This is a genomic window from Haloarcula sp. Atlit-7R, from assembly GCF_003666065.1.
GTDB classification, from domain to species: domain Archaea; phylum Halobacteriota; class Halobacteria; order Halobacteriales; family Haloarculaceae; genus Haloarcula; species Haloarcula taiwanensis.
Genome location: NZ_QXIK01000002.1, coordinates 239660 through 265812 on the forward strand (window position 1 = coordinate 239660; position 26153 = coordinate 265812).

The following is a 26153-nucleotide window of genomic DNA, read 5'->3' on the forward strand; positions in this document are numbered from 1 at the left end:
CTGAGAACAGGCGTATCGTAGCTCCTGTCGCCGCGTCGGCTGTGGCTTGCGGGTATCATTCGCTCCAGAACACTCGTCCGAACCGCACCGCTGACTATCGAATATTCGCCTATTGCTAAACGTACTGCTAAGACCGTTACTCGGCAACTGTTCGGTGATGGCTAAGCGAGACCACTACCGGTCGCCTAACCAGTTGAGTTTGGATGTTCTCGACCAGAACGCCCGGGATGCCGACCCGCGGGGAGACGACTTCGACTACGCCGAGGAGTTCCAGAAGCTCGACCTCGACGCGGTGAAGGCGGACCTCGAAGAGGTGATGACCTCCTCCCAGGACTGGTGGCCGGCCGACTACGGCCACTACGGGCCACTCTTCATCCGGATGGCCTGGCACAGCGCCGGAACCTACCGCACCACCGACGGCCGCGGCGGCGCGTCCGGGGGCCGCCAGCGGTTCGCGCCGCTGAACAGCTGGCCCGACAACGCGAACCTCGATAAGGCCCGCCGACTGCTCTGGCCTATCAAGAAGAAGTACGGCCGCAAGCTCTCCTGGGCCGACCTCATCGTCCTCGCCGGCAACCACGCCATCGAGTCGATGGGGTTCGAGACGTTCGGCTGGGCTGGCGGCCGCGAGGACGCCTTCGAACCCGACGAGGCGGTCGACTGGGGCCCCGAAGACGAGATGGAGGCCCACCAGTCCGAGCGCCGCAACGAGGACGGGACGCTCAAAGAGCCCCTCGGCGCTGCGGTGATGGGGCTCATCTACGTCGACCCCGAGGGGCCAAACGGCAACCCGGACCCGCTGGCCTCTGCCGAGAACATCCGCGAGTCGTTCGGCCGGATGGCCATGAACGACGAGGAGACGGCCGCGCTCATCGCCGGCGGCCACACCTTCGGGAAGGTCCACGGTGCAGACGACCCCGAGGAGAACCTCGGCGCGGTCCCGGAGGACGCGCCAATCGAGCAGATGGGGCTGGGCTGGGAGAACGACCACGGCTCGGGGAAGGCCGGGGACACGATTACCAGCGGTATCGAAGGCCCCTGGACACAGGCCCCGACGGAGTGGGACAGCGGGTACATCGACAACCTCCTCGACTACGAGTGGGAGCCGGAGAAAGGTCCCGGCGGGGCCTGGCAGTGGACGCCCACGGACGAGGTCCTCGAGAACACGGTCCCGGACGCCCACGACCCGGACGAGAAGCGGACGCCGATGATGCTCACGACGGACATCGCGCTCAAGCGCGACCCCGACTACCGGGACATCATGGAGCGGTTCCAGGACAACCCCATGGAGTTCGGCATCAACTTCGCGCGGGCGTGGTACAAGCTCATCCACCGCGACATGGGCCCGCCCGAGCGGTTCCTTGGCCCGGACGCCCCCGACGAGGAACTCATCTGGCAAGACCCCGTCCCCGACGCCGACTACGACCTCGTCGGAGACGAGGAAATCGCCGACCTCAAGGCGGAAATCCTCGACTCTGGCCTCTCCGTTACCCAACTCGTCAAGACCGCGTGGGCGTCGGCGTCGACCTACCGCGACAGCGACAAGCGCGGCGGGGCCAACGGCGGTCGTATCCGGCTCGAACCCCAGAGGAGCTGGGAGGTCAACGAGCCAGAGCAGTTGGAGACGGTCCTCGACACGCTCGAAGGCATTCAGGAGGAGTTCAACGGCGCTCGGGACGACGACACGCGCGTCTCGCTGGCCGACCTTATCGTCCTCGGTGGCAACGCGGCCGTCGAGCAGGCGGCGGCCGACGCCGGATACGACGTGACGGTGCCGTTCGAACCGGGGCGGACGGACGCGACGCCGGACCAGACCGACGTGGAGTCGTTCGAGGCGCTCAAGCCGAGGGCCGACGGCTTCCGGAACTACGTCCGTGACGACGTCGAGGCCCCGGCAGAGGAACTGCTGGTGGACAAGGCCGACCTGCTAGACCTCACTCCCGGCGAGATGACCGCGTTGGTCGGCGGGATGCGCTCGCTGGGCGCGACCTATCAGGACTCCGACCTCGGCGTGTTCACCGACGAGCCGGGGACGCTGACCAACGACTTCTTCCAGGTCGTGCTCGGCATGGACACGGAGTGGGAGCCCGTCACCGAAGCCAGAGACGTCTTCGAGGGGTACGACCGCGACACGGGCGAGCAGACGTGGACGGCGTCCCGCGTCGACCTGCTGTTCGGGTCCCACGCCCGCCTGCGTGCCCTCGCCGAGGTCTACAGTGCCGACGACGCCGAGGCCGAACTCGTCGACGACTTCGTCGACGCCTGGAGCAAGGTCATGCGGCTCGACCGCTTCGACCTCGAATAGGCCTCCGCGTAGCGGTCGCGTTCAGAGGATCTCCTCGACGAACTGGGAGACGAGGCGGTCCTCGGCGGTCCGGAGCTGGTACTGCACGGTCGACCGGGGCTCGTCCAGTATCGACGCGAGGTCTTTGACCGAGACCTCCCGCGGTCGCTCGTAGTAGCCGTGGGTCACGGCGGCTTTGAGTACCCGCCACTGCTGGGGCGAGAAGTTCGTCGCGACCCGTTCGGTCGCCTTCCAGTTCCCCGCGCTGGTGATGTGAGAGACCGAGAGCGTGACGCCCTCGCGGAGGCTCGACTCGATTTTGTCGTAGACCTCGCCGATGGGGGCAGACCCCGGATAGAGGACGCGCCAGCGGTACTCGTTGCCCGTCCGCCGAGATTCGAAGATAGTCCCCTCATTAACGTGCCGATGGAGGAAACTCGGTAGCGACTGACAGCCGCTGATTTCACGACGTAGCGTGTACACTGTCCGTGACGTCTCCCCGCGGTCCAGCACGTGGTACGTCCGCGCCGTCTCACAGCTCACGACGTCGAAACACTCGTTACAGCGGTTTTCGTCCAGAAAGACCTCGTCGAACGCACGCAGGGCCTCGGGTGTCCCCTTCGCGTGGTCGAGCCGCCACATATGGTCGTCGCCGACGAAGATGGCAGAGGACCACACGGAGAGGCTTTCATGCTGCTGGAACACGTCCATCAGGCTATCGGCTCCCGCGTCGAACTGCAGGACGAACTCGAACTCGCGTGTGTCTGCCACTGCTGGCTGTGTGTCGCTCATTTAGCTAGTACTAATTTAGGACAGTCGTTATAAATCGATTACTGGAACCACCAACCCCACTCCACTTTATCTAGTTGGCTTTTGATTAAGATGCGGTAGCCGGTTCGCCGTGAACCTCACGTCTGCGATGACGGGCTACGAGGATGGACTATTCACCCACTCCCGACAATGGAACGACACCACCGTTTTGTAGGAACCCGGTCAAGCGGTAATATGGTCCCGTCCCCCGCTGATGATGACTCTGCCGACACCCCTGCCCACCCTCGGGCAACCGACGGCAGCGTCGCAACGCTCTCCGAGGAAGAACTGTATGCGATTGTTCGGGTGGCTACCGAGGACGCAGTGCTTGGCGCGCTCGGCACGCTCATGTTGGTCGGTATCGGCATCGTACTGGCCGCCTGGGGCGCAGCGTTACTACTGTCAGCAACGCCGCTTCCAGCGGCTATCGGTGTGGTACTCGTCCTGTTCGGTGCATACCTCGCGCTATCGAGCCTCCGCATGATCCCACCCGTCCGCGAGTGGGTCTGAGCCGGTCGGGTATCTCTGTTCACCGGCCTGTCGTCCCGCTTCGACGAAATCCTGACACGAGCTATAACCGACCGTAGCACTCCGGAACCTCTTTTGTCGGGCACCACCGACCGGTGTGCATGGTACGAGTCGGGGCACACACCTCTATCGCCGGCGGCGTCTACAACGCCGTCGAGGAACAGGTCGAGTACAGCGGCAACTGCGGGCAGATTTTCTCGCACTCGCCGCAGGTCTGGCAGGACCCGAACATCGACGACGACGAGGCCGAACAGTTCCGCGACCTCGCGGCCGACCACGGCGTCGGCCCGTGGGTCATCCACTCGTCGTACCTCGTCAACCTCTGTACGCCCAAAGACGACCTCCGCGAGAAGTCCCTCGATTCGATGCAGAAGGAGGTCGACGCCGCCGCCAAACTGGGCATCGAGTACGTCAACGTCCACCTCGGAGCCCACACCGGCGCGGGCGTCGACGGCGGGCTGGACAACGCCGCCAGCGTGCTGGACGACCTCGACATCCCCGATGAGGTCACCGTGCTGGTCGAGTCCGACGCCGGCAGCGGGACGAAACTCGGCGGCCAGTTCAAGCACCTGGCGACGGTCCGGGAGCGAACGGACCAGGACATCGAGTTCTGTCTTGACACGGCCCATATGTTCGCCGCGGGCTACGACCTCTCGACGCCCGCGGCCGTCGACGAGACGCTCGCGGAGTTCGACGACGTGGTCGGGTTCGAAGACCTCGCCTGCGTCCACCTCAACGACTCAAAACACGAGTGCGGGACGAACAAGGACGAGCACGCCCACATCGGCGAGGGCCACATCGGCGCGGACGGAATGCGCGCGTTCGTCAACCACGACGCCATCCGCGACGTGCCGCTGGTGCTTGAGACGCCGACCGAGGACGGCAAGAGCTTCGCCTGGAACATCGAGCGCGTCAAGGAACTCCGCCGCGACTGATTTCGACCGCGGTACTTTTGAGGGCGACTCGACTCTGAGAAACTGTGCGCAGGTTCTCTGCCGACTACCTCGAAACCACCCGCAGGGGAATGTGGGCCGACTCCCGTGCGGCGCTCTCGGACCTGCGGTTGGACGAGTGTGAGCGCGTTCTCGACGTGGGCTGTGGGACCGGCGAACTGACCCGCGTCCTTCGCGAGGAGACAGACGGGACCGTCGTTGGCCTCGACGCCGACACGGACCTGCTGGCCGCCGCCGGCGACCCGGCCGTCTGCGGAGACGCGACGCGCCTTCCGTTCCCCGACGACACCTTCGACCTGGTGGTATGTCAGGCGCTGCTCATCAACCTCCCTGACCCCGAACTCGCGGTTCGGGAGTTCGCCCGCGTTGCCACCGACCGGGTGGCCGCCATCGAGCCAAACAACGCCGCCGTCACTGTCGAATCGACCGTCGACGACGAACCGGTGCTGGCCCGCCGCGCCCGCCGGCTCTTTCTCGACGGGGTGCGGACAGACGTTACCCTCGGGAGTGATGCCGCCGACGTGTTCCGCGACGCGGGGCTGTCCGTCGTCTCGACAACGAAATACGAGCAAGAACAGCGCATCGAGCCGCCATACGACGACGCGGCGATGCAGGCCGCTCGCCGGAAGGCGACCGGAACGGGGCTGGCCCACGACCGTGAGACGATTCTCAACGGCGAGGCGACGCCCGCCGAGTACGACTCACTCCGGGAGCGCTGGCGGTCGATGGGACGGGATGTCATCGAGCAGATGCAAGACGAGGCCTACGAGCGCCGCGAGACGGTGCCGTTCTTCGTCACCGTCGGCGCGGTTCCGTGACCCGCTCGTTACCGAGTTCGGGGAGCAGAGTGCCCGCCAGTCCGTAGACTGCGATGTCCAGCAGACTGGCGAGCAGGCCGACGACGCCCCCGACGACAGCGGCGACACCGGCCCCGATGAGCAGGACCAACAGCACCGACTGGGGGCGGGCCCCGCCGCTCTGGAGCGTCGACACGAGTGCCACCGCGAGCAGTCCCAGCAGGAACACGACACCAGTGACACTCCCGGCCGCAACTCCGTGGAGGACGAGCGTGCTGACTCCGGCTGAATCGAGCGATACCCTCCGGTGAACCCATCGAACCGCTAGGACGAACAGCGCCCAGAGGTAGCAGAAGACGGCCACGCCGACGAGGGTGTTTAGCCCGGCGAGCAGGTCGGCGAGACCACCGCTCGCGTGGACGGCGAGGACGCCGAGCAGGACGAACAGGACGGTGTCGAACGTCGCGAGCGTCCACGTCACGAGTGACACCGGCCGCGTGGAACTCTGTTTGCCGTCGCGCGCTGGCTCAGTCTCACTCACGTTGTCCGCCATACTCTCCTGCTCACGCTGGTCCTCAGCCATGCGCGAGGACCTCCGCGAGGACGACGATACCGAGAAAGACGGCCGCCGTCGCGCCGTACGCTCGCGAGAGCGTTCGCCGGTGGACTGGGTGCAGGTCGTCGAACGTGTTCACGCGGTCACCGATCTGAACGAGGAGTAGCGTCCGGACGACCGAACCCCCGAGGAGGGCGACGACGACGGCGAGTTTCACCAGTAAGGTTCGTCCCCAGTCGGTTCCGGGACCCGGCGGTCCGAGCGAACCGAGGTTCCCGACGCCGGTGACCACGAGTACGCCGACGCCGCCCCAGAACAGCCACTCGAACTGCTTTGCGGGCGCGAGCGAGGCGATAGTGCCGCACCGATAGCTGTACCAGAGCACGGTTGTGCCGCCGACGAGGACCGCCATCGCAAGGACGTGGAGGGTTCGAATCGGGAGGGCTGTCATAGCTGTCGGTTCAGCGGCACGTCGCAAAGAATCACGGGGTTACCCCGACGGGTCGATTGTCACCACGCCCTCACCCGTCGCCACGTTGTACCGCGTCGACGGGTCGACGGTCAGGCTGACGACGCCGCTGTCGAGGGTGTCCGGGCGCTCGAACCTGACGACCGTCGACCGAGCAGTGAAATCACTGGTGTACACACAGGGCTGCGTGTAACAGCCGAACGCGTGGATGCCGTCCGCTGTCTCCTCGATGCGTTTCAGATGGGGGACGATCGAACCGGACCCCCAGCCGGTCTGGACGACGAGCACGGCGTGACTCTCGAAGTCGGTGTCGGCGGCGAGACTGTACGCGTCACCGCTGTTGTCTTCGAGTCGCTCGATGTCGTCGGCGTCTGTCAACAGCGTCGCGTAGAGCTGGTCACCGTTGTCGTCCGGGGCGCGCGCTAGCCCTTCATCGGCAAACAGCGCCCCTCGGGTCGACGCCTGTTCGAACGACAACGATGGCTTGGCCGGCATATTCGCACAGAGATACAGCGGATTGCGGTCGCCCTCGCCGGAGTCAGCAACGTTGCACTCGACCTCTTCGACCTCGTATGGCGGTGTCTCGACTCTGTCTAGCCCGTCCAGCGCATCCGTCGGTGTTTCGTTGGTGGGAGTCTCCGTCTCTCCAGCGTCGGTCGGCGTCTCTGTGCCTCCGTCGTCCGTTTCGGTGCCGGGATCAGTTCCCGGCGACGGATGCGTGCGTGTTTCCGTGCTGCCATCGCCACTGCCGTTCCCGCCCGGCGCGAGGCAGCCACTCAGGGCACCAATCGCCACGCTACCGACCAGTCCAAGGGTCGCTCGTCGCGTCCGTTGCATACGATTCCCTTCCCGTGGTGTGGGTGTATCCCTTCCGTTCGCTCAAAACCGCGTTGTAGTTGTCATGGCCTGTGTTCGCGCCCAGAGTACTGTCGCCCGTCGATAGGCCCTTGCTGTGTGAGCGGCTACGGACGACACGTGCCGGCTCACGTCTCCCCATGATACCACCGCTCGTCCGCCGCTGTCCGGAGTGCCGTCATGTGACCTGGAGCCGCCGGTTCACCGCGGTTTCGGACGGCGGGACCGGCTCGCGGCTCGTCGAATGTCCCGCCTGCGGACACCGGTTCTCGACGGTCGACGCGCCTTGGCTGCTGTGAGTCACCCTGTCCAGCGCCGGCACGGTGAGCGCTACACCACGTCGCCTCGAACCGTCGCGCCCTCCTGCTGTGCCCGGTACTCTTTGACCGCGTCGGCGGCGTCGCCGGCCTCCGTCTCGTCCATCCCGAGCATCGACAGCGACTGGGTCAGCGTCGGGAAGACGAACTCGTTGTCACGGAGCTTCTGGAACGCGTCGGGCGACCGTTCGCCGTCGAGCCACAGGCAGGCTCCCCGGGGGTCCAGAATCTGCTGGTAGTCGTTTCGCATCTTCGCGCCCTTGAGCCGCTGGGTGACGTTGTCCTCGAAGGAGGCGTTACACACTTCTAGATGGACCGGCTCGTCGTCGCTCAGGAGGTGGGCGGCGAGGCACTTCTCGGGCGCGGCGTGGCCGTTGGCGTTCGCGCGGATGAACTCGGGGTGCTCGTCGGCCCACGCGGCGCGAACGGTCTTGCCGACCCCGTCGACGCCGTGACTGCGCTGAAACTCTTCGGCGCGCTCCGGGGCATCCTTGAACAGGATATCCTTGGTGACGTAGACGTCCAGTCGCTCGACCGGGTCCAGCCCGAGCGCTACGTCGCCGTACACCCACACCTCTCGGACCGGGACCGGCATCGTCTCGTCCTCGACTGTGGCGACGATTTCTTCGACCCGCTCGACTGCCTCCGGACGGTCCAGACTCATTGCCTGCCCTACTGCTTGCGCAGCCTAAACGCTGACTCTCCGGAGGCGAACACCGATATCACTTTGCTGTCTCCGAGACGATATGTCAGACCTTCAGACGCAGTTTGGGACCTGGCTGTACGGACCGACGACTCCTCTCCCCTGTCCAGCCACCTCTGTCGCGAGGCAGCGCAAGACAGTGATATCCTCGACATCGCAGCGGCCGTTCCTGAGGGTCGCCAGGCCCCGCACCTCCTGCTGGCCGCGGTGCAGTACCTGCTCGACCGGCACCCCGACCATCGGCTGGCCGAGTACTACCCGAGCATTACCCAGACGGCGCACGACCCCGATGACAGGTGCTTTCCAGCCTTCTGCGAGTTCTGTCTCGACCATGCCGACGATATCCGGCCGCTCCTGCGGACCCGGCGCACGCAGACGAACGCGGTACGGCACAGCGCGGTCCTCTACCCGGCTATCACACAGGTGGCCCGCGCCACCGACGGACCGCTCGCGCTGGTGGAACTCGGGCCGAGTGCCGGCCTGAACATGCTGTTTGACCGCTACCGCTACGATTACGACGGTCTCGTAGTGGGTAACAGCGACTCGCCGATTACCATCGAGAGCAGCGTCCGACGCGGCGACCCGCCGCTCCCGGAGACGCCGCCCGCTATCCGCTCTCGGGTCGGTCTCGACCGCAATCCGCTCGACGTGACCGACGAGGCCGACAGGGACTGGCTCCGCGCGCTCGTCTGGCCCGAACACGAGGCGCGCCGGGCCGTCCTCGACGGGGCGCTCACCGTCGCCCACGAGGAGCCACCGCGACTCGTTGAGGGCGATATGCTCGATGACCTGCCGGCGGTATTCGACGAGATTCCGTCCGATGTCCCGGTCTGCGTCGTCACCACGCTCGTGCTGTATCAGGTCCCGGCGGAACTGAACGAGGCGCTGACGACGGTGCTCGAAGCGCAAATGGTCGAGCGCCCGCTGCACTGGCTCACCGGGCGGCGGGACCTGTCGGGCGGCGAGTCAGTGGCACTGGACTGGAAACGCCAGACCGACGATGGCATCGAGACCACACACCTCGTCGACTACGAGCCACACGGCGCGTGGCTGTCGTGGCGGCCCTGAGCACAGCACGGCTTCCACGTCGACAACGCGACGAGTGGTTGTCAGGCGTTCACCCGGTCTTATGTCTGCACAACGGGAATGTCGGATATGCAGATTCGCGTGTACGACGAGGGGGCTGCCCGAGACTGCCTGTTCGTCCTCGGCTGGGGGAACCGATGTCGACACCAGAACGTCCAGTGGCTCGTCGACCAGCTCGCCACAGCGTACCGCGTCCACGCCGTCGAACTGCCGACACATATCACCGACTACCGGCGGGAGTGGGTCGGCCCGGTCCAGGAGTACGCTTCCGACCTCGGCGGGTTCGACCTGCTCGGGCACAGTGCAGGCGGGCTGACAGCGGCCCACCTCGACGCCGACGGTATCGGCAACCGAGTGTACCTGAGCCCATGGTGGGACAGTGACTTCCCGGTTCCGGGGCCGGTGCTCGACGCTCTCGCCTCGCTCCCGATAACGAAACCGTTCATCCCGGTCGATACGCTGGACGCCGACGCTATCGGTGACCTGGCGACGGCCCAGCAGCTCGCGGACGCTCCGTCGTCGGTTTCGCCGGCGTTCCTCCGGACGGTGTTTCGGGCACAGCGGTCCCTTCCGCCGGCCCGGGACGCCGCCGCGGCGTTTTGCTCGCTCACGGACACAGTCGTCGACCCGCGTGCCGTCGGCGAGCGCCTGCCGGCCGACCGTATACGGCTGTACGACGGCGGCCACGAACTGTTCTCCTCGAGCGGCCGCGAGCAGACCGTCAAGACGGTTCTCGACGCGTTACAGCACGGCCCCGGCGCGCTGTGAACGGCGTCTCCAACGACATCGCTGTCTACTGCCGTGCCGGAACCGAGACGAAACCCTCTCACCATTGCGGCCACGACTACTCGTCACGATGGAGTGCGACAAATGCGGCGAGAACGCGGTGTTACACGCGGCCTATTCCGGGCTGCACCTCTGTGAGTCTCATCTCTGCCGAGCGGTCACGAAACGGGTTCGTCGTCGCATCCGCGAGGACGGCCTCGTGTCCGACGACGCCACTGTCGAAGACCCCGAGACGTGGGTTATCGGCCTCTCGGGCGGCAAAGACAGCGTCGTTCTCACGCAGATTCTGCACGACACGTTCGCCGAAGACCCCCGAATCGAACTGGTTGCGCTTTCTATCCACGAGGGCATCGAGGGCTACCGCGACGCGAGTCTGGAGGCCTGCGAGGAACTGACCGACGACCTCGGCATCGAACACATCACCGTCTCCTACGCCGAGGAGTTCGGCGTCCAGATGGACGACGTTGTCGAAGACGACCCCGAAGGGATGGCTGCCTGTGCCTACTGTGGCGTGTTCCGCCGTGACCTCCTCTCGAAGTACGCCGAGGAACTCGACGCGGACAAACTGCTGACCGGCCACAACCTCGACGACGAAGCCGAGACGGCGCTGATGAACTTCCTCGAAGGCGACGTTGAACAGATCGCCAAGCACTTCGAGGCGTCGCTGGGACCGTTTGACTTGTCTGCCGACGCGCCCACGGAACAAACACGCGAGGCACAAGACCATCATATCCCACGGGCCAAGCCGCTTCGTGACATCCCGGAGAAGGAAGTCGCGCTGTACGCCCGCTTCCAAGACCTCCCGGCACACATCACCGAGTGCCCCCACGCCGAGGAGGCCTACCGCGGCGAGATACAGGACCTCATGCTCGGACTGGAAGAGAACCATCCCGGGACTCGCCACTCGATTATGGCCGGCTACGAGAAGCTCGCGGCGCTGGCCGCCGACACCTACGGCGGCGAGAACGGCGACACCGACTACGGCGAGTGCGAGAACTGCGGCGCGCCGACGGCGCGGGACCTCTGTCGGAAGTGTAATCTGCTGGACGCGCTGGAAGCAGTCTGACCGACATCTCGTTTGTCAGACGCCGCTGAAAAAAGCGTCGCTCGCAGCCGTAGAGAACGGAAAGAAGAACCGCGGTGTTACTTGTTCGTCCGGATGACGTCGAGTCCGTTGTTCTTCTCGCGCTGGTCCTGTCCGCCGTCGGTCTCGCTGTAGCCGGCGTTCCGACCGCCGCTGTTCTGACTCCCGCTGTTCGGGGCGGGGCTGTCGAAGCTCTCGACGTTGTCGGACGCATCGAATGAGGTGTCGTCGCCGACTTCCTGAATCGCCTCGCGGGACTTGTTGGCCTGTTTCTGGGTCGTCGGGCCGAGCACCTGGGCGGACTGGACGCCGGTCATGATGGCCATGACCCGCACCTTGCCCTTGTACTCTTCCTGAATCCGTGCGCCCCAGATGACGTTGGCGTCGGCCTCAAGCCGCTCGGTGATGTTCTGTGCGATGCCCTCGGCCTCCTTCAGCGTGAGGTCCGGGCCGCCGGTGATGTGGACCAGCCCGCCGCTCGCGCCACGGTAGTCCACGTCGAGCAGCGGGTGGTTCATCGCGTCCTTGACGACCTCTTCGGTCTTGTTCTTGTCCTGGGTCTCGCCGACCAGCATCACCGCGACGCCGCCCTGGTTCATGATGGAGGTCATGTCGGCGTAGTCGAGGTTGATGAGGCTCGGCTGGGTGATGGTCTCTGAGATGCCCTTGACGGTCTCGGCGATGATCTGGTCCATCACGGAGAACGCCTTGCCGATCGGCAGGTTCGGGACGTAGTCGAGCAGGCGGTTGTTGTCCAGCACGATGATGGAGTCCGCCTCGTTGCGGAGCTTCTCCAGGCCTTCCTCGGCCTTGACCGTCCGCGCTCGCTCGACGTTGAACGGCGTCGACACCATGCCGACGACGATTGCGCCCTGTTCTTTAGCGATCTTCGAGACGACTGGGGCCGCACCGGTCCCGGTGCCGCCGCCCATGCCGGCGGTGACGAACACGAGGTCTGCGTCGCCTAGCACTTCCTTGATAGTGCCCTGTGCCATCTCCGTGGCGCGCTCGCCCATCGACGGGTCGCCGCCGGCCCCGAGGCCATTGGTGAGGGACTTGCCGACCAGAATCTTCGTGTCGGCTTCGATCATTTTGAGGTGTTGTTTGTCCGTATTAATAGCCACGGTGTCGGCGCCCTCGACGCCGATGTTGTACAGGCGGTTGACGGTGTTGTTGCCGGCGCCACCACAGCCGACGATGACGATGCGCGGGTCGCCGAACCCGTCGACATCTTCGTCGGACATCCGCTTCTGTTCCTGCTCGTCGCGTTCGAGGGCCTCGTTAACGATATCCTGCATCGTTACACCTTGGCCCAGGACCGCTTCTTTTCGGAGGCCTGTTCGGAGCCTTCCTCGGCGAGCATCTCCCGAACCGCCGAGCGAATCGCTTCGCTCCGATTGGGGTACTCGCCCGTCTCGACCATCTGTTCGACCTCTTCAATCTGCTGCTTCGGAATCCGTAGTGTCACACGCTCCATGTTTGGTAGTTCCCCTTGGGTAAGACGGCCCGGACGAGGGCTGTTTACGCCCCGCACGAGTGTTTACACAGCGAAACCGCAGTACGAGGGCGGCATCCCCTCGCGTTCGCCGCCGTGTAAGACGACCGTCTTACGCAGGATAAACCACTGACCCTGATGTATTAAAACTTACGGGCAGTGTCATACATTTTCTCGTTTACGGTGTCTGGACTCTTCTATCCAGTGTAAACGCTGAATTAGGTCTGATCGAGCACATCCGCTGCGGGCGTTCGTCTCCCACAGCCCGGGCAGAATCCCCAGTCCGACCGGAGTTCATCGCCGCAATCACAGAACACCCGCCGAGACGCCTTCTCGCCACAGTTCGGGCAGTAAACGTGGTCAGGTCCAAGATTATCACCGCATTGCGCACATGTCTTACGTTCCTCCGTGTCGGTCCTGTCCCGCGTTTCCGGCTCTGTCTTACGCCCGCTCGTGTCGGACGACTGATTTTCACTGTGAGACCGCCCGTCCTCGGCACTTGCACCCCGATCGGCGGTCTGCCGTCGTTCGGTTTCAGCGTTCGCTGCCCCTGCGCTTACGCCGTCTAACGAGATGTTTACGTTGATATCCTGCGGTTGCGAGGGGCGGCGTCGTATCCGCAGTCGGTCGGCGATGATACTGTCGACGCGTTCTTCGATGAGCTCGTCGATTGTCTCGGCGTCGGTCACAGACTCTGACGACGACGGTGGTTCCGACGCTGACGGCGACGCGTCTCCGAGATACTCCCGAAGCGCCTCGCGCATGACCTCGCTCTTCGAGGCGTCGAACGCCTCGAGTTGGTCGATGAGGTCGTCGTCAGCGCGGAACGTTATTTTGCTCATCGAGTTCGGACGTGTGTTGTACATGATGGTATTTTAATCTTCCCGCGATGTCTGACGCCCGTCAGCTACCGGCATGACGCGATACCGTTCCCTCCGCTCAGATTCCGTTCGTAGACTCTGTTGCCCCGTCTCCCAGACCTCTGCAAGTGGGTCAGACGTGTCTGACACCAATCAGTGTGTCACTCCGCGTCGTGTGACCGTTCGGCGAACCCTCCGCGAATAACAACCCTTAAGTCCGGACGGCGGGGTATTTTCGGGTGTCGACCGCCCTTAGCTCAGACTGGTAGAGCAGTCGACTGTAGATCGACTTGTCCCCCGTTCAAATCGGGGAGGGCGGACTTGGTTTTCAGTCGGTGTCGAGTGGACCTGAACAGCAGTTGAGTTGTCCTTTGCCTTCGGACAGCGGAGCTACGTGAGACAATCCCGTTCCAGCAGTTCCGCAAAACGAACCCTCCGAGGCCGGTTCTGGAGAGCGTCAGAACCGCTCGCTCATCGCCGCTAGTCCAGCGTCTACGTCCACTGCCGAACCCTGCTCACCGAGCGCGTTACCCAACGCAGCAAGCAGATAGCTGACGTTCTGCCGGCGGGCCGAATGGCCCATACAGCCGATGCGCCAGATGTCGCCCTCCAGCGCGCCCAGGCCGCTGGCGATCTCGAGGTCGTACTCGTCCAGCAGGTGCTGGATGACCGCGCCGTCGTCGACGCCGTCGGGCACGCGGACGGTGTTGAGGCTCGGGAGCCAGAAGTCGTCGGGGGCGTTCATCTCCAGTCCCATACCTTCGACGCCGGCTTTCAGCGCGCCAGCGACGTGCAGGTGGCGGTCCCAGCGTTTTTCGATGCCCTCCTCGGCGACGAGCCGAAGCGCCTCACGGAGCGCGTACACGTTCGTGACTGGGGCCGTGTGGTGGTAGGCGCGCTCCTCGCCCCAGTACCCCTCCAGCAGGGAGAGGTCGAGATACCACGACCGGGGGTCCTCCTCCCGGGCGAGGACCTTGTCCATCGCGTCGTCGTTGAGCGTGAGCGGGCTCGCGCCCGGTGGACAGGAGAGGCACTTCTGCGGGCCTGCGTAGGCCACGTCGATGTCCCAGTCGTCGACGCGGAGTTCGACGCCGCCCAGCGAGGTCACGCTGTCAGCGATGACCAGCGCGTCGTTTGCGTGGGCGATGTCAGTGAGTTCGGGCACCGACGGCTGGAGGACGCCAGTGCTGGTCTCGGCGTGGACGAACCCGAGCACGTCCGGGCTATGTTCGTCGAAGGCCGCTTCGACCGCCGCCGGGTCGAGCGGCCGGCCCCACGGCGCGTCGACGGTGACGACCTCGCCGCCCGCACGCTCGGCCATGCTTGCCATCCGGCCGCCGAAGTAGCCGTTCGTCGGAACAAGCATCGTATCGCCCGGCTCGACGACGTTGCCGATGGCTGCCTCCATCGCCGCGGAGCCGGTCCCGGAGACCGGAATCGTCCACTTATTGTCCGTCCGGAACGTGTATCGGAGGAGGTCCTGGACCTCGTCCATAACCTCAATGAACGAGGGGTCGAGGTGGCCGACCAGCGGCGTGCTCATCGCCTTGAGCACGCGCGGATGGACGTCGCTCGGGCCGGGCCCCATCAGTGTTCGATCCGGCGGTGTCAACTCACCGACAGCAGGTGCCTCATCCATACCGTCCGTTACCTGGAGACTGGGCATTAAAATCCGTGGTCGCAACTCTCTGGTCAGGACAAGGTCGGTCTCACGCCTCCACCGGAAGGCTAATTCGACCGCCGTAGAAATATAGGATAATTATTACATCTGTGCCACCAGTCACTGGCTGCCACTACCCTACTCCATAATCGCAATCGCCAGACGCGACTGGTATGAAACGTGTGAACGATCTACTCCGTTTTTAATCTCGTATTGCTAAGGTGGCGTGTGGTCGTCGATGGGATTGTTCGATAACGTTGCGTCCCCTGGGGAGGAACCGAGCCGCCGGTACACCTGTCTGGTGTGCCGGGCGTCGTTCGACGTTCAGTACCATTCGTGTCCGGACTGCGGTGCGTACGACATCCGCCGGACGAAGTGGCTCACGTAGCCCCCGGCGTCCACGTTGGCACGTCCACCGGACTGCCTGCTATCGGGCTACACTGCCCTTTTTTGTTCAGGTTGTTGCCGCGTATCACAGCCACCAAGTGACTGTCGACGGTATAGTCGTACGTGAACCGACGACAGTTAGGGACGGCAGGGTACGACGTGACGGATGTCGGACTTGGAACCTGGAACATCGGTGGAGATTGGGGCGATGTCTCGGCAGAGGAAGGCCGGGAAACGCTCCGGACCGCGCTCGATGCCGGCGTCGATTTCATCGACACCGCCGACGTGTACGGTGACGGCTTCAGCGAGCAGCGCATCGCAGAAGTGCTGGACGAACGCGGGGTCCGCGACGAGGTGACCGTCGCGACGAAGGCCGGCCGCCGGCTCGACCCACATACAGCCGACCGCTACAACTACGACAACCTCTCCGAGCACGTCGACCGCTCGCGTGAGTACCTCGGGACCGAAACGCTGGAACTGTTACAACTCCACTGTCCGCCGACCGACGCCTACTATCAGCCCGAGACGTTCGACGCCCTCTCGCGGCTGCAAGACGAAGGGAAGGTCGCTCACTGCGGCGTCAGCGTCGAACGTGTTGAGGAAGCGCTGAAAGCCATCGAGTACCCGGAAATCGAAACGGTCCAGATCATCTTCAATATGTTCCGCCAGCGGCCTGCGGAGCGGTTCTTCGAGGAAGCCAAGCGCCGCGATATCGGCGTCATCGTCCGCGTTCCGCTGGCTTCCGGACTCCTGACCGGGAAACTCTCCCGGGACACGGAGTTCCCCGAGAACGACCACCGGAACTTCAACATCGAGGGCGAGGCCTTCGACCGCGGCGAGACGTTCGCTGGCCTCCCGGTCGACGCGGGCTTTGACGCCGTCGAGGAACTCCGCGAACACGTCCCCGAACGAATGACAATGGCCCAGATGGCGTTGCGCTGGATTCTGGACCACGACGCGGTGTCGACTGTCATCCCCGGCTCTACCTCGCCGGCCCACGTCCGCGCGAACGCGGCGGTCAGCGAGATGGACCCGCTCTCGAATCAGGTCCACGGCGCGGTGCGTGACATCTACGAGAAGTACGTCTTCGACGATGTCCACCATCGCTGGTAGTCGCCGTTCCGCCGATCTGTATGATTACATATGTGCTTTCGGGGCGGTAGAACACGATTGGTGCAGCAAAACTTGGCCCAAGATTCCACCGAAGAGGTCACTGCGGTGTCTGAGTTATTATAGTAAAACTGACCAATCCGGTGGCGATATACATATGAATACAGACAGTTATCGGCGGTATTGATATCAAAATCCAGTAATGAGTCTGACGAACTATCGAGTGTGCCGCGCCTCGCAGTAGCAACTGACCCCGGCTATCGGCAGACGTATTAGGAACCGATGCCGGGTGGCCAAACCCGGCGTGAAACCGTCCCGTACAGGGGAGCATGGAACGGTGGGCGTCGGGAGAGTACGAGCACCAAGTGTGCTCGCATTTACCTCTCCGTGCTATCCAATGTTTGTTATACAGCTCTTTACATGGTGACAGTCGACAGACTGGGCGACAGGCGGACGCTACCGAACGTCGCTCACGCCAGCTGGAACGACATCGCCGTTGAATGCTGTAGCTGACGCTCCGGCAGGAGTTACAGGCGTTGGCTTCGGCCATTACTGACCGGTTGCAGCGAACTAGCCGCTTGCTACCGTCGGACTTCGGTTGGTAACCACACCGCCCCGGTGTGGGAGAAGTCGGCTCACGACGGATGCGGCGCGGTGGTTCTTATTCTTCGGTCGTGAGTTTCGGACCCGGCTTCCAGGTGTTGCCTTCGAGGACAACGAGGTCGTAGCGTTCGAGCACCTGGAGTGTATCGACGACCGCCTGTGCATCGAAGGAGACGGTCATATCCTTGGGCAGTTGCTGTGCAATTGCACTGCGTGTCCCACCGTCCATCCGGACCACTGTGTCAAGCAACTGTTCGAGGTCGTCGAGCAGCGAGACGAGCGACGTCGACCCATCGTCCTCTGTCGCCAGTTTCGACATGACTTCGTCGTAATTTCCTGATATCTCCATCGATACGGACACAGTTTCGTCTTCGAGGTCTTCTTCGTCTCCCATAGGACCAGATATGTGCACACTTATAGAAATACGTTTCTGTATTCCGAACAACGTGTGTATCTTTCGTCTGTTTCTCTGCAAATCTACTTTCGCCATATGTTTTTACATTAGGAGGAGTAGGTAGAGAAACACGCCCGATGGTAATTTAAAACCCAATACAAAACGAGTTTGTGGATTCTGTTACTGTAACTGCCTTATCTGAGTAGAAAGAGTAAGTATTTGAATATATGTGGACGGATGCACTTCCACTTATGACATTCTACAACGGTCTGCCCCGTGTCAGCGGGCGTCGCCCACCGCCTGACTGTTTCAGTATACAGAACGATACCGCTAGCGTCGCTGTGATGCCAACAGACACGCGAAATCGAACGCGGCACTACAGGGATCAGTTTGACCGGACAGCGACTGAGCGGCCCAGTCTGGCTGTTCAATCGGGCTAACTGCCGCCCGTACTGCTGGCGACCGGATAACAAAAGTACGGGTATTATCCTTTTCCGCCTGCCTCTCACGAAACCGGTCGAAGTGTCCGTGAGCGTCCGCCTGTGGCGTACTACGGGAATTATTCCAGTATACGGAACGCCACGCCGCAGAACGGTCTGCTCACAGATGACAGCCATCGGGAGAGCGACGGTCGCGACAGTGGTCGTGTGGCGATACTGCTGTAGCACTGACTATTACAGAGACGTTTGGCGGTCAAACCCAAGTCCACAAGAAACACTTGCCCAGATGGTGCACGGCCAAATATATATTCGGGTAGCTGTCACACACTGGGTGTGGCGTTTAGCCTGACAGCCGAACAGACGACAGTCCGAGAAGCAGTGCGTGAGTTCGACGCAAACGAGATCAAACCGGAAATTCCCGAGCAGTACGGCGGCGCGGGCTACCGCCGAAGCGTGAGGGACTCGGCCGAGAACACAGCTTCGTCGGCCTGATTCAGCGTAGTGACTTCAGTCCGGACGACGCCTGTCGCAACCGGGTGGTCTCGGCGCTCTGTGTCGACAACCTCGGCTTCGGCGTGAATCGTATCGCCCAGAAACACTGGTTTGATGAACCGAAGCCGGTCGATGCCGTAGAACGCGACCATGTGCCGCTTTTCGGCCTCGTCGCGGGCCTGCCATACCAACCCACAGTGACGACTGAAAACACCAGCGCACCGTGTGCGATGCGCTCGCCGTAGCCCGAGTCGGCCATCCGTTCGGCGTTCGTATGGAGGTGATTGAAATCCCCGCTGACACCCGCAAAGTTGACCACGTCGGCCTCGGTGATGGTCCGGCCCGACGTGGTGAAGCTATCGCCAACGTCGACTGTGTCGAACTCGCCGGCCATCTTACTGGTCCTCGCAAGCGACTGTGAAACGACGCTCCGGTTTCTGGTCGAGTTGCCACTGCCCCGCTGGGACCCGCTGGTCCCTAGACCCCGGTTTGTTACTATTGCTGGACATACACATCCCTCCGTGTCTCGCGTCGGTGTTAATGCTACCGGGGCTCGTCCGTTACTCTCGACGCTGCCACAGGGAGACGCGGCACCACTCGTCTGATCTGACTGTTCAACGATATTCAACTGAATCCGGCAGAGAGAACTCAGGACGTAGCTTTATTGCAGATGGCCGAGATGTCCGATGCGATGTCAAAGCCACACACGGAGCGGTTTCGCTTGGAGGGACAGCGGGCGATTATCACGGGTGCATCGAGCGGTATCGGCCGGGCAATCGCGGAGGAGTTCGCGGCTGACGGGGCCGACGTGGTTGTCTGCTCGCGCGAGCAGGACAACGTCGGCCCGGTGGCCGACGAAATCAACGACAGCGACCGGCCCGGTGACGCAGTCGCTATCGAATGCGACGTGACAGACCGCGAGGCTGTCGAGGCGCTGGTGGAAGCGACCGTCGACGAGTTCGGTGGGCTGGATGTGCTCGTGAACAACGCCGGCGCGAGCTTCATGTCCGGGTTCGACGACATCAGCGAGAACGGCTGGAAAACCATCGTCGACATCAACCTCCACGGGACCTACCACTGCACGCAGGCGGCCGGCGAAGCGCTGGCCGCGGACGGCGGCGGGGCGGTCATCAACCTCTCCAGCGTTGCCGGGGAACAGGGCGCACCGTATATGAGTCACTACGGGGCCGCAAAGGCCGGCGTCAGCAATCTCACATCCACGCTGTCGGCGGAGTGGGCCGACCGTGACATCCGCATCAACTGCATCGCCCCGGGCTTCGTCGCCACGCCGGGCGTCGAGTCACAGATGGGTGTCAGCGCCGACAATATCGACCGCGAGGCCGTCGAGCGCCGCATCGGCCTCTCGGAGGAGATCGCCGACATCGCGCTGTTCCTCGCCAGCCCGGCATCGTCGTACATCGTCGGCCAGACGATCACCGCCGCTGGCGTCCCACGGCTCGAAGAGACGCCCGACATCTGAGTAGCGGGGAGTCCCAGTAACGGCGGTCGTAATCCGGCTTCACTCCGAGACGCCAAGCCAATCCGGCAGCTCGCGGAGGTCGTCGAGCGTGATATCCACAGCGGGTCCGTCTTCGGCCCCGTAAGCGACTGTCCACAGCCCGGCCCGTGTTCCGCCGTGCATATCGTGCTCGTAGCGGTCACCGATCATCACGGCCCGCGCCGGTTCGACCGCAGCCTTTCTGAGCGCCGTTTCGAACATCGCCGGGTCCGGTTTGGTCCGACCGACGGCCTCTGAGGCGGTGTACGAATCCATCGCGTCCCAGACCCCGAAGGTCCGCAACAGTTGCTCGCCCTCGTCGTCGTCCACGTCACTGACGACGCCTTGATGGAGCGGCGCGTCCGCCAAGGCCTCGATGGCTGCGATGGCGTCGGGGTTGGGTTCGACCTGTTCGTCGCGGATTCTATGGAACAGTGATTCCCACTCAGTTTCCTCGGGACTGACTGTCAGAATCTCGTCGATTGCCCGCCGGTACCCCTCGCGGGCCGGTCGGAACGCTGTGCCCTCGCGCTCGCCGAAGTACGTTCCGAGGACATCCCGCCATCGGTCGAGAGCCGCGTCGGAATCCGCAGCCGCCGGGTACTCCGAACACAGGCGGTCGACAAACTCGCGGTGGGCCGCCCGGACGGACGCCATCCGAAGGATGACGCCCCCGATATCCCAGAAGACGGCCTCAATGTCTGACCTCTCGTTCACGGTAGCGGCTTGGACTGGTCCGGGTATGAAACTACCGCCGACGCCCAGAGTCCCGTGGCTGTGTCGCGGCGGGTGCGCCGGGGCACCGCGCTGTGGAATAAACGACCGACCACGCGTTCGCTGTGCTCCAACACTTATCATGACGACGTGCGAGAGCGAGACTGTGCCATGATATCGTTCACCGATTCCGAGGCCGCGACTGCGCTTGCCGAGCGCGCCAGAGCGTTGATGGACGAGGTTGTCATCCCGCGGGAGCGCGAACTCGCGGGCGGGACAGCGATCTCCGACGCAACAGTTCGCGACCTCCGCGCTGCTGCACGGGAGTACGACGTGTACGCCCCGCAAATCCCCGAGGAACACGGCGGCATGGGCTATGACTTCCGGGACGTGTTGCCGACGTTCGAGGAAGCGGGCCGAAGCCTCCTTGGCCCGATTGCGATGCGCGTCGACGCGCCCGACGAGGGCAATATGCACCTGCTGGAGATGCAGGGGACGGCGCTCCAGAAATCGGAGTACCTCGACCCGCTCGTCGAGGGCGAGATACAGTCGGGCTTTGCGATGACCGAACCGATGCAGGGCGCGGGCTCCGACCCGAAGATGATACGCACCACGGCGCAGCAGGACGGCGACGAGTGGGTCATCGACGGCCACAAGTGGTGGACTACCGGCGGCGTCGATGCCGATATCCTGCTCGTCTTCGCTCGGACGGACGAGGACGTGCACCCGTATCAGGGGTGTTCGGTGTTCATCGTCCCGGCCGACGCCGACGGCGTGGACATCGTTCGGAACGTCCCGCACATGGGCAGTCAGGGCGACCCGAAGGGCCACGCCGAGATCGAGTTCAACGGCGTTCGCGTCCCTGAGGAGCACCTGCTCGGCGAGGAAGGCAACGGCTTCCAGCACGTCCAGCAGCGGCTCGGCCCGGCGCGGCTCACCCACTGTATGCGCTTCTCGGGGATGGCCAAGCGGGCGCTGTCCATCGCCAAGGCCTACACCACCGAACGGCAGGCCTTCGGTGACTCTGTGGCCGACAAGCAACACGTCCGGTTTGAAATCGCCGAACAGGAGACACAGATTCAGGCCGCGCGGGCGCTGGTCCGGGCCGCCGCGGACGCCATCGCCGCCGGCAATGAAGCCCGCGTCGAGGTGTCGATGAGCAAAGTGTTCGCCGCCCGGGCGACGCAGGACGCCATCGACACCGCCGTCCAGTTCTGTGGCGGCAACGGCATCGGCCGGGACCTCCCGCTTGCGGACTTCTACGAACTGGTCAGGACGTTCCGCATCGTCGACGGGGCCGACGAGGTTCACCTCCGGACCATCGCCCGGAAGGCCTTCGAGGACGTGGACAGCGAGGAACTGAAACCGGTGCGGCGCTACCGCGAGTAAGCCAGCGCCGTCACCGGCAACGGTCGCTACTCGCACTCCGAGCCGGTCGTCGCAATCCAGATGTCACAGGCGTGAGCGAGTTCCAGGCCCGCGCCGCCACGTGTTCGGGGTCCTCGGCGTCCCTGCCTGTTAGAGCGGTTCGTCGCCCTCAATGATCCGAATCGCACGGTCAGCCAGCGCGGGGACGCGGTCCTCCATCAGCGGGTAGAACGGATCATCGGCGTTGCCCTCCAGATAGCGGCGGTAGAACATCTCGCCGAGGGCGGCGAGCTTGTACACGGCGAGCGTTCGATAGAACCGCTCGTGTTCGAACGTCAGGCCGGTCTGGGCTTCCCAGCGGTCGACCAGGTCCGTCCGGGTCGGGTAGCCCGGTGCTTCGATGAACTCCATCGCGAGGTCGGGGATCTCCGGCTCCGGGTCCTTGGCGTCGCGCCAGTACGAGAGCAGCCAGCCGAGGTCGGCCCGTGGATCGCCCAGCGTCGCCATCTCCCAGTCGAAGACGGCGGCGAGTTCGGGGCTGCCGCTGGGGCCGAACATCACGTTGTCGAGCTTGTAATCGCCGTGAACCAGTGTCTCCGGGTGGTCGTCGTGGCACTCGTCCTGTAACCACGAGCCGACCCGCTCTAGCTCGGGGACGGTTCGGGACTCGGTCGTCCGTTCGAACGCCCACGCCAGTTGTTTCCCCCAGCGCGTGACCTGGCGCTTCGCATACCCGCCTGCGCGGCCGAGGTTGGACAGGCCGACAGCTGACGGATCGACCTCGTGGATGGCTGCGAGGGTGTCCACCAGTTCGGTGCCGACGGCCTCTCGGGCGTCGTCGTTCGCGAAGCGCTCCGGTTCTTCGTCTCGGATGACGGTCCCCTCGACGCGGGTCATGACGTAGAACTCGCTCCCGATGACCGTCTGGTCGTCACAGGCCGTCACCGTCGGTGGGACCGGGACGGCTGTGTCCTGCAGCGCGTCGATGACGCGATACTCCCGCAACACGTCGTGGGCCGTCTCAGCGGTCTGGCCCGGCGGGGGCCGCCTGACGACCAGTTCTCGGTCGCCCCAGGTGACAAACAGCGTCTCGTTGGAGTGACCCTGCTCGTGGCGCGCAACGTCGAACGTCTCGGCCGGGCCTATCTCCTTTGCGAGAAACTCTTTGAGCGCACGTTCGTCGACCAATCGCTGGTAGTAGTCGCTGCTGTGTTCAGTCATGATTGCTGATTGCGGTCCGCGTCATGAAAAGCTGCGGGTCGTGTCACCGTCCGACGAACTCCGGTCGGCGGTCGGTCAGAAACGCTTCGACACCCTCCTCGTGGTCGGCGGTCTCGAAGACGATGCTCTGAGCCGTCGCCTCGTCGCGCTGTGCGCGGTCGAAGGACTTCTCCAGCCCGTCCTGAAGCAGCCGCTTGGAATGCCGGAGAGCGATGGTCGGTCCATTAGCAATGCGGCTGACGGTCGCCTCGACTTCGGATTCGAACGCCTCGTCGTCGTAGACGCGGTTGAACAGGCCCAGCTCCGTGGCCCGCTCGGCATCCAGAATCTCCCCGGTGAACACCAGTTCCTTTGCGACGTTGGTCCCGACAATGCGGGGGAGCAGATACGACGTGCCGGCGTCGACGCTGAGTCCGACCTGCCGGAACACGAAGCCGATACTGGCCGACTCGCTCGCCAACTGGATGTCACAGGCGATAGCGAGGTTCGCGCCGGCCCCAACGGCCGACCCGTCGACCTTCGCGACGGTCGGAACCGGCAGTGCGACGACTCTGGCGATGGTGTCCCGGGTTCGGCGGGCCAGTTCGCTGACGGCGTCATCGGCCGGGTCATCGTTCGAGAGTCGCTCACTCATCCCCTTGATGTCACCGCCGGCCGAGAACGACTCGCCGGTCCCCTCGATGACGACACACCGGACATCGGACGCCGTCTCGATGGTATCGAGGTGGTGCTCCAGCGCGTCGTATACGGGCTGTGTGAGTGCGTTCCGCGTCTCCGGTTCGTTCAGCGTCAGGGTGGCGATTCCGTCGTCGATGGAGAGCAGTACGGACTCGCTCATCGGATATACCTCTGTCGTAGCTGCATGGGGCCACTTCACAGGGTTCCGGTATAAATTTACCGCTAGTTTACAGTTTTATCGAATACTGGCTACGCACTGAATTCGGCGCACCAACAGCCACCACACTCAGCAGGACTAGTTTTAAGATATCGGTGTGTGTTGGCATGGAGTATGCCAGGCAGTGCACCACTTAACCTCCGGTCGTTCCTGTGGCGTGGCGAAAACGTGTTCCCCGACAGCGAGATCGTTTCGCGGACGCATCAGGGGATTCACCGATACACGATAGCGGAGTATGCCGAACGGGTACGGAAGCTAGCTTCTGCCCTCGAACAGGCGGGTATCGAACGCGGGGACAGAGTCGGGACGTTCGCCTGGAACAACCACTGGCATCAAGAGGCCTACTACGGCGTCGCCTGCATGGGCGCACAGGTCCACATGATTAACCTCCTCCTGCCCGACGAGCACATCCAGCACATCGTGGCCGACGCTGAGGACGAGATTCTCATCGTCGACCCCGTCATGCTGGAGAAGCTCGAAGCGGCGTACGACGAGGCGGCGTTTGCCTCCGTCGAGCAGTACATAGTGATGGGTGACACCGTCCCCGAAACGTCGCTGGAGCCGGTCGTCGACTACGAATCGTTCATCGCCGACGGCGACCCCGACTACTCCTTCCCGCAACTGCCCGAGGACCAGCCGGCGGGGATGTGCTACACGTCCGGGACAACAGGAAAGCCGAAAGGTGTCGAGTACACCCAGAAAATGTACTGGACACAGGTCATGTCGCTGATGACTAGCCAGGCCGGAATCAAGACCGACGACGTGGAGCTGACGTACGTCCCGATGTTCCACGTCAGCGGCTGGTGTCGCCCGTTCACGACTATCGCTGCAGGAGCCAAGACGGTCCTCCCCGGGCCGAACCCGTCGGCCGAGGACCTGGCGAAGCTTATCGAGGAGGAGGACGTGACCGTCTCCGCAGCGGTCCCGACCGTCTTCATGGACCTGCTCGAGTACGCCCGCGAGAGCGACGTGGACTTCTCGTCGGTCCGATACTTCACCAGTGGCGGGTCCGCGACGCCGCGGTCACTGATGGAAGACTACAAGCAGGAGTTCGATGTGGATCTCATCTCCGGGTACGGCATGACCGAAACGTCACCGGTCACGCACGCCTACGAGCCCAAGCCCGGAATGACGGACCTACCGGAAGAGGAACTGTTCGACCTGCGGAGCCACTCCGCGGGGCTTCCGCTTGCCGGGCTGGAGTTCAAAGTCGTCAACACCGACGGCGAGGAAGTTCCCTGGGACGGCGAGTCGCTGGGCGAACTCTGGATGCGTGGCCCGTGGGTCACACAGGAGTACTACAACGCCCCCGACGCGACCGAACAGGCCGTCACCGACGACGGTTGGCTCAAAACCGGTGACATCGTCCGGGTGAGTCCGGAGGGATACGTCGACGTGGTCGACCGGATGGACGACCTCGTCAAGAGCGGCGGCGAGTGGATAGCAAGCGTCGAGGTCGAAAACGCGATTATGGGTCACGACGAGGTCGTCGAAGCCGCTGTCGTCCCGGTCCCCCACGAGCGGTGGGACGAACGTCCCGCCGCGTTCGTCGTCACACGCGATGCTGTGTCCGACGAAGCCGCGCTCCGGCAAGAAATCAAAGACCTCGTCGCCGAGTCGTACCCGTCGTGGTGGGTCCCCGACGCCATCCGTCTGGTCGACGAGATTCCCAAGGGCGCGACCGGGAAGTTCTCCAAACAGACGCTCCGTGACGAGTACGTTGACGAGTCGGTCATCGAAACTGTCGCCGAGAACGCCCCGGCGACGTGATGACGATATAGCCCGTCT

Annotated in this window: 25 protein-coding genes, 1 tRNA gene and 2 pseudogenes; 14 read left to right on the forward strand and 14 right to left on the reverse strand. The window is 63.7% G+C overall.

The window, feature by feature from the left end; genetic code table 11:
• Positions 1-157: 157 nt before the first annotated feature.
• The gene (gene katG, locus D3D01_RS05245) at positions 158-2305 is read left to right on the forward strand and encodes a catalase/peroxidase HPI (protein WP_121511468.1); all 2148 of its coding nucleotides are present in this window, start codon (positions 158-160) and stop codon (positions 2303-2305) included.
• Positions 2306-2326: 21 nt separating this feature from the next.
• Here katG and D3D01_RS05250 read toward each other — a convergent pair whose 3' ends face one another.
• Positions 2327-3076 carry a helix-turn-helix domain-containing protein gene (locus D3D01_RS05250; RefSeq protein WP_121511469.1) on the reverse strand — a complete coding sequence of 250 codons (750 nt, stop codon included), beginning with the start codon at positions 3074-3076 and terminating at the stop codon, positions 2327-2329.
• 213 nt (positions 3077-3289) lie between these two features.
• Here D3D01_RS05250 and D3D01_RS05255 point away from each other — a divergent pair, with 213 nt between their 5' ends.
• The 3 genes from D3D01_RS05255 to D3D01_RS05265 all read left to right on the forward strand — a co-directional run bounded on the left by D3D01_RS05255 (position 3290) and on the right by D3D01_RS05265 (position 5393).
• Complete coding sequence (locus D3D01_RS05255) at positions 3290-3604, forward strand: hypothetical protein (protein ID WP_121511470.1); 315 nt, start codon at positions 3290-3292, stop codon at positions 3602-3604.
• 119 nt (positions 3605-3723) lie between these two features.
• Positions 3724-4557: a deoxyribonuclease IV gene (locus D3D01_RS05260; protein WP_121511471.1), complete on the forward strand. Its 834-nt coding sequence runs from the start codon at positions 3724-3726 to the stop codon at positions 4555-4557.
• Positions 4558-4646: 89 nt separating this feature from the next.
• Entirely contained in the window at positions 4647-5393 is a 747-nt protein-coding gene (locus D3D01_RS05265) for a class I SAM-dependent methyltransferase (protein ID WP_121511472.1), read from the forward strand.
• Here the strand turns inward: D3D01_RS05265 and D3D01_RS05270 are convergent.
• From D3D01_RS05270 to D3D01_RS05285, 4 genes are all read right to left on the reverse strand, one after another.
• Entirely contained in the window at positions 5371-5955 is a 585-nt protein-coding gene (locus D3D01_RS05270; RefSeq protein ID WP_121511473.1) for a hypothetical protein, read from the reverse strand. The genes D3D01_RS05265 and D3D01_RS05270 overlap by 23 nt on opposite strands.
• A complete protein-coding gene (locus D3D01_RS05275; protein ID WP_101350876.1) occupies positions 5948-6379 on the reverse strand; it encodes a CopD family protein in 432 nt (143 codons plus the stop codon). Before D3D01_RS05275 ends, D3D01_RS05270 begins: the two co-directional genes overlap by 8 nt.
• A 39-nt stretch (positions 6380-6418) precedes the next feature.
• Positions 6419-7234 carry a hypothetical protein gene (locus D3D01_RS05280; protein WP_101350875.1) on the reverse strand — a complete coding sequence of 272 codons (816 nt, stop codon included), beginning with the start codon at positions 7232-7234 and terminating at the stop codon, positions 6419-6421.
• Positions 7235-7582: 348 nt separating this feature from the next.
• A complete protein-coding gene (locus D3D01_RS05285; protein WP_121511474.1) occupies positions 7583-8233 on the reverse strand; it encodes a hypothetical protein in 651 nt (216 codons plus the stop codon).
• An 82-nt stretch (positions 8234-8315) separates the two neighbouring features.
• Here D3D01_RS05285 and D3D01_RS05290 point away from each other — a divergent pair.
• The 3 genes and pseudogenes from D3D01_RS05290 (at position 8316) to D3D01_RS05300 (ending at position 11210) form a co-directional block, all read left to right on the forward strand.
• Positions 8316-9340: pseudogene (locus D3D01_RS05290) on the forward strand (DUF2332 domain-containing protein).
• Positions 9341-9427: 87 nt separating this feature from the next.
• Complete coding sequence (locus tag D3D01_RS05295; protein WP_121511475.1) at positions 9428-10126, forward strand: alpha/beta hydrolase; 699 nt, start codon at positions 9428-9430, stop codon at positions 10124-10126.
• A gap of 88 nt (positions 10127-10214) precedes the next feature.
• Positions 10215-11210, forward strand: coding sequence for a TIGR00269 family protein (locus tag D3D01_RS05300; protein WP_121511476.1), 996 nt, complete (start codon positions 10215-10217; stop codon positions 11208-11210).
• Between the two features lie 77 nt (positions 11211-11287).
• Here the strand turns inward: D3D01_RS05300 and ftsZ are convergent, their stop codons facing one another.
• The 3 genes from ftsZ to D3D01_RS05315 form a co-directional block, all read right to left on the reverse strand.
• The gene (gene ftsZ / locus D3D01_RS05305; RefSeq protein WP_101350872.1) at positions 11288-12526 is read right to left on the reverse strand and encodes a cell division protein FtsZ; all 1239 of its coding nucleotides are present in this window, start codon (positions 12524-12526) and stop codon (positions 11288-11290) included.
• Positions 12527-12528: 2 nt separating this feature from the next.
• Entirely contained in the window at positions 12529-12705 is a 177-nt protein-coding gene (locus D3D01_RS05310) for a ribbon-helix-helix domain-containing protein (protein WP_004515010.1), read from the reverse strand.
• A 236-nt stretch (positions 12706-12941) separates the two neighbouring features.
• On the reverse strand, positions 12942-13565 hold the full coding sequence (locus tag D3D01_RS05315; protein WP_121511728.1) for a zinc ribbon domain-containing protein: 624 nt from the start codon (positions 13563-13565) through the stop codon (positions 12942-12944).
• 264 nt (positions 13566-13829) lie between these two features.
• Between D3D01_RS05315 and D3D01_RS05320 the strand changes: the two genes are divergently transcribed.
• Positions 13830-13903 (forward strand) — tRNA-Tyr (locus D3D01_RS05320).
• A 137-nt stretch (positions 13904-14040) separates the two neighbouring features.
• On the opposite strand, the gene D3D01_RS05325 is transcribed toward D3D01_RS05320, so the two are convergent.
• A complete protein-coding gene (locus tag D3D01_RS05325) occupies positions 14041-15222 on the reverse strand; it encodes an alanine--glyoxylate aminotransferase family protein (RefSeq protein WP_121511477.1) in 1182 nt (393 codons plus the stop codon).
• Between the two features lie 259 nt (positions 15223-15481).
• Between D3D01_RS05325 and D3D01_RS23975 the strand changes: the two genes are divergently transcribed.
• Positions 15482-15631, forward strand: a complete 150-nt coding sequence (locus D3D01_RS23975; RefSeq protein WP_147435159.1) for a hydrogenase maturation nickel metallochaperone HypA — start codon at positions 15482-15484, stop codon at positions 15629-15631.
• A 122-nt stretch (positions 15632-15753) separates the two neighbouring features.
• Positions 15754-16743, forward strand: a complete 990-nt coding sequence (locus tag D3D01_RS05330; protein WP_121511478.1) for an aldo/keto reductase — start codon at positions 15754-15756, stop codon at positions 16741-16743.
• Between the two features lie 658 nt (positions 16744-17401).
• Here D3D01_RS05330 and D3D01_RS05335 read toward each other — a convergent pair.
• Together D3D01_RS05335 and D3D01_RS05340 are read right to left on the reverse strand one after the other, a co-directional pair.
• On the reverse strand, positions 17402-17737 hold the full coding sequence (locus D3D01_RS05335; RefSeq protein WP_101350869.1) for a hypothetical protein: 336 nt from the start codon (positions 17735-17737) through the stop codon (positions 17402-17404).
• A gap of 880 nt (positions 17738-18617) precedes the next feature.
• A pseudogene (locus D3D01_RS05340) lies at positions 18618-19003 on the reverse strand (MaoC/PaaZ C-terminal domain-containing protein).
• Here D3D01_RS05340 and D3D01_RS24485 point away from each other — a divergent pair.
• Together D3D01_RS24485 and D3D01_RS05345 are read left to right on the forward strand one after the other, a co-directional pair.
• A complete protein-coding gene (locus D3D01_RS24485; RefSeq protein WP_233563257.1) occupies positions 18944-19090 on the forward strand; it encodes a hypothetical protein in 147 nt (48 codons plus the stop codon). The pseudogene D3D01_RS05340 and the gene D3D01_RS24485 overlap by 60 nt on opposite strands.
• 249 nt (positions 19091-19339) lie before the next feature.
• On the forward strand, positions 19340-20149 hold the full coding sequence (locus D3D01_RS05345; protein ID WP_101350867.1) for an SDR family NAD(P)-dependent oxidoreductase: 810 nt from the start codon (positions 19340-19342) through the stop codon (positions 20147-20149).
• A 39-nt stretch (positions 20150-20188) separates the two neighbouring features.
• Here the strand turns inward: D3D01_RS05345 and D3D01_RS05350 are convergent, their stop codons facing one another.
• Positions 20189-20884, reverse strand: coding sequence for an HAD family hydrolase (locus D3D01_RS05350; RefSeq protein WP_121511479.1), 696 nt, complete (start codon positions 20882-20884; stop codon positions 20189-20191).
• 168 nt (positions 20885-21052) lie between these two features.
• Here D3D01_RS05350 and D3D01_RS05355 point away from each other — a divergent pair, with 168 nt between their 5' ends.
• A complete protein-coding gene (locus D3D01_RS05355) occupies positions 21053-22270 on the forward strand; it encodes an acyl-CoA dehydrogenase family protein (protein WP_121511480.1) in 1218 nt (405 codons plus the stop codon).
• Positions 22271-22399: 129 nt separating this feature from the next.
• Here D3D01_RS05355 and D3D01_RS05360 read toward each other — a convergent pair whose 3' ends face one another.
• Together D3D01_RS05360 and D3D01_RS05365 are read right to left on the reverse strand one after the other, a co-directional pair.
• Entirely contained in the window at positions 22400-23470 is a 1071-nt protein-coding gene (locus D3D01_RS05360) for a phosphotransferase family protein (RefSeq protein WP_121511481.1), read from the reverse strand.
• A gap of 43 nt (positions 23471-23513) precedes the next feature.
• Entirely contained in the window at positions 23514-24308 is a 795-nt protein-coding gene (locus D3D01_RS05365; RefSeq protein WP_121511482.1) for an enoyl-CoA hydratase/isomerase family protein, read from the reverse strand.
• 171 nt (positions 24309-24479) lie between these two features.
• Here D3D01_RS05365 and D3D01_RS05370 point away from each other — a divergent pair, with 171 nt between their 5' ends.
• On the forward strand, positions 24480-26135 hold the full coding sequence (locus tag D3D01_RS05370; protein WP_121511483.1) for a long-chain-fatty-acid--CoA ligase: 1656 nt from the start codon (positions 24480-24482) through the stop codon (positions 26133-26135).
• Positions 26136-26153: the final 18 nt, after the last annotated feature.

What these genes read in the sequence shown, in the direction of transcription:
- D3D01_RS05255 (WP_121511470.1), top strand. Translation starts at nt 3,290, where the DNA reads ATGGTCCCGTCCCCCGCTGATGATGACTCTGCCGACACCCCTGCCCAC.
- D3D01_RS05265 (WP_121511472.1), top strand. Translation starts at nt 4,647, where the DNA reads ATGTGGGCCGACTCCCGTGCGGCGCTCTCGGACCTGCGGTTGGACGAG.
- D3D01_RS05345 (WP_101350867.1), top strand. Translation starts at nt 19,340, where the DNA reads ATGGCCGAGATGTCCGATGCGATGTCAAAGCCACACACGGAGCGGTTT.
- D3D01_RS05280 (WP_101350875.1), bottom strand. Translation starts at nt 7,234, where the DNA reads ATGCAACGGACGCGACGAGCGACCCTTGGACTGGTCGGTAGCGTGGCG.
- D3D01_RS23975 (WP_147435159.1), top strand. Translation starts at nt 15,482, where the DNA reads ATGGGATTGTTCGATAACGTTGCGTCCCCTGGGGAGGAACCGAGCCGC.
- D3D01_RS24485 (WP_233563257.1), top strand. Translation starts at nt 18,944, where the DNA reads ATGGAGGTGATTGAAATCCCCGCTGACACCCGCAAAGTTGACCACGTC.
- D3D01_RS05360 (WP_121511481.1), bottom strand. Translation starts at nt 23,470, where the DNA reads ATGACTGAACACAGCAGCGACTACTACCAGCGATTGGTCGACGAACGT.
- D3D01_RS05325 (WP_121511477.1), bottom strand. Translation starts at nt 15,222, where the DNA reads ATGGATGAGGCACCTGCTGTCGGTGAGTTGACACCGCCGGATCGAACA.
- D3D01_RS05275 (WP_101350876.1), bottom strand. Translation starts at nt 6,379, where the DNA reads ATGACAGCCCTCCCGATTCGAACCCTCCACGTCCTTGCGATGGCGGTC.
- D3D01_RS05370 (WP_121511483.1), top strand. Translation starts at nt 24,480, where the DNA reads ATGCCAGGCAGTGCACCACTTAACCTCCGGTCGTTCCTGTGGCGTGGC.
- D3D01_RS05355 (WP_121511480.1), top strand. Translation starts at nt 21,053, where the DNA reads ATGATATCGTTCACCGATTCCGAGGCCGCGACTGCGCTTGCCGAGCGC.
- D3D01_RS05365 (WP_121511482.1), bottom strand. Translation starts at nt 24,308, where the DNA reads ATGAGCGAGTCCGTACTGCTCTCCATCGACGACGGAATCGCCACCCTG.
- D3D01_RS05270 (WP_121511473.1), bottom strand. Translation starts at nt 5,955, where the DNA reads ATGGCTGAGGACCAGCGTGAGCAGGAGAGTATGGCGGACAACGTGAGT.
- katG (WP_121511468.1), top strand. Translation starts at nt 158, where the DNA reads ATGGCTAAGCGAGACCACTACCGGTCGCCTAACCAGTTGAGTTTGGAT.
- D3D01_RS05295 (WP_121511475.1), top strand. Translation starts at nt 9,428, where the DNA reads ATGCAGATTCGCGTGTACGACGAGGGGGCTGCCCGAGACTGCCTGTTC.
- ftsZ (WP_101350872.1), bottom strand. Translation starts at nt 12,526, where the DNA reads ATGCAGGATATCGTTAACGAGGCCCTCGAACGCGACGAGCAGGAACAG.
- D3D01_RS05260 (WP_121511471.1), top strand. Translation starts at nt 3,724, where the DNA reads ATGGTACGAGTCGGGGCACACACCTCTATCGCCGGCGGCGTCTACAAC.
- D3D01_RS05335 (WP_101350869.1), bottom strand. Translation starts at nt 17,737, where the DNA reads ATGGGAGACGAAGAAGACCTCGAAGACGAAACTGTGTCCGTATCGATG.
- D3D01_RS05285 (WP_121511474.1), bottom strand. Translation starts at nt 8,233, where the DNA reads ATGAGTCTGGACCGTCCGGAGGCAGTCGAGCGGGTCGAAGAAATCGTC.
- D3D01_RS05315 (WP_121511728.1), bottom strand. Translation starts at nt 13,565, where the DNA reads ATGAGCAAAATAACGTTCCGCGCTGACGACGACCTCATCGACCAACTC.
- D3D01_RS05310 (WP_004515010.1), bottom strand. Translation starts at nt 12,705, where the DNA reads ATGGAGCGTGTGACACTACGGATTCCGAAGCAGCAGATTGAAGAGGTC.
- D3D01_RS05250 (WP_121511469.1), bottom strand. Translation starts at nt 3,076, where the DNA reads ATGAGCGACACACAGCCAGCAGTGGCAGACACACGCGAGTTCGAGTTC.
- D3D01_RS05300 (WP_121511476.1), top strand. Translation starts at nt 10,215, where the DNA reads ATGGAGTGCGACAAATGCGGCGAGAACGCGGTGTTACACGCGGCCTAT.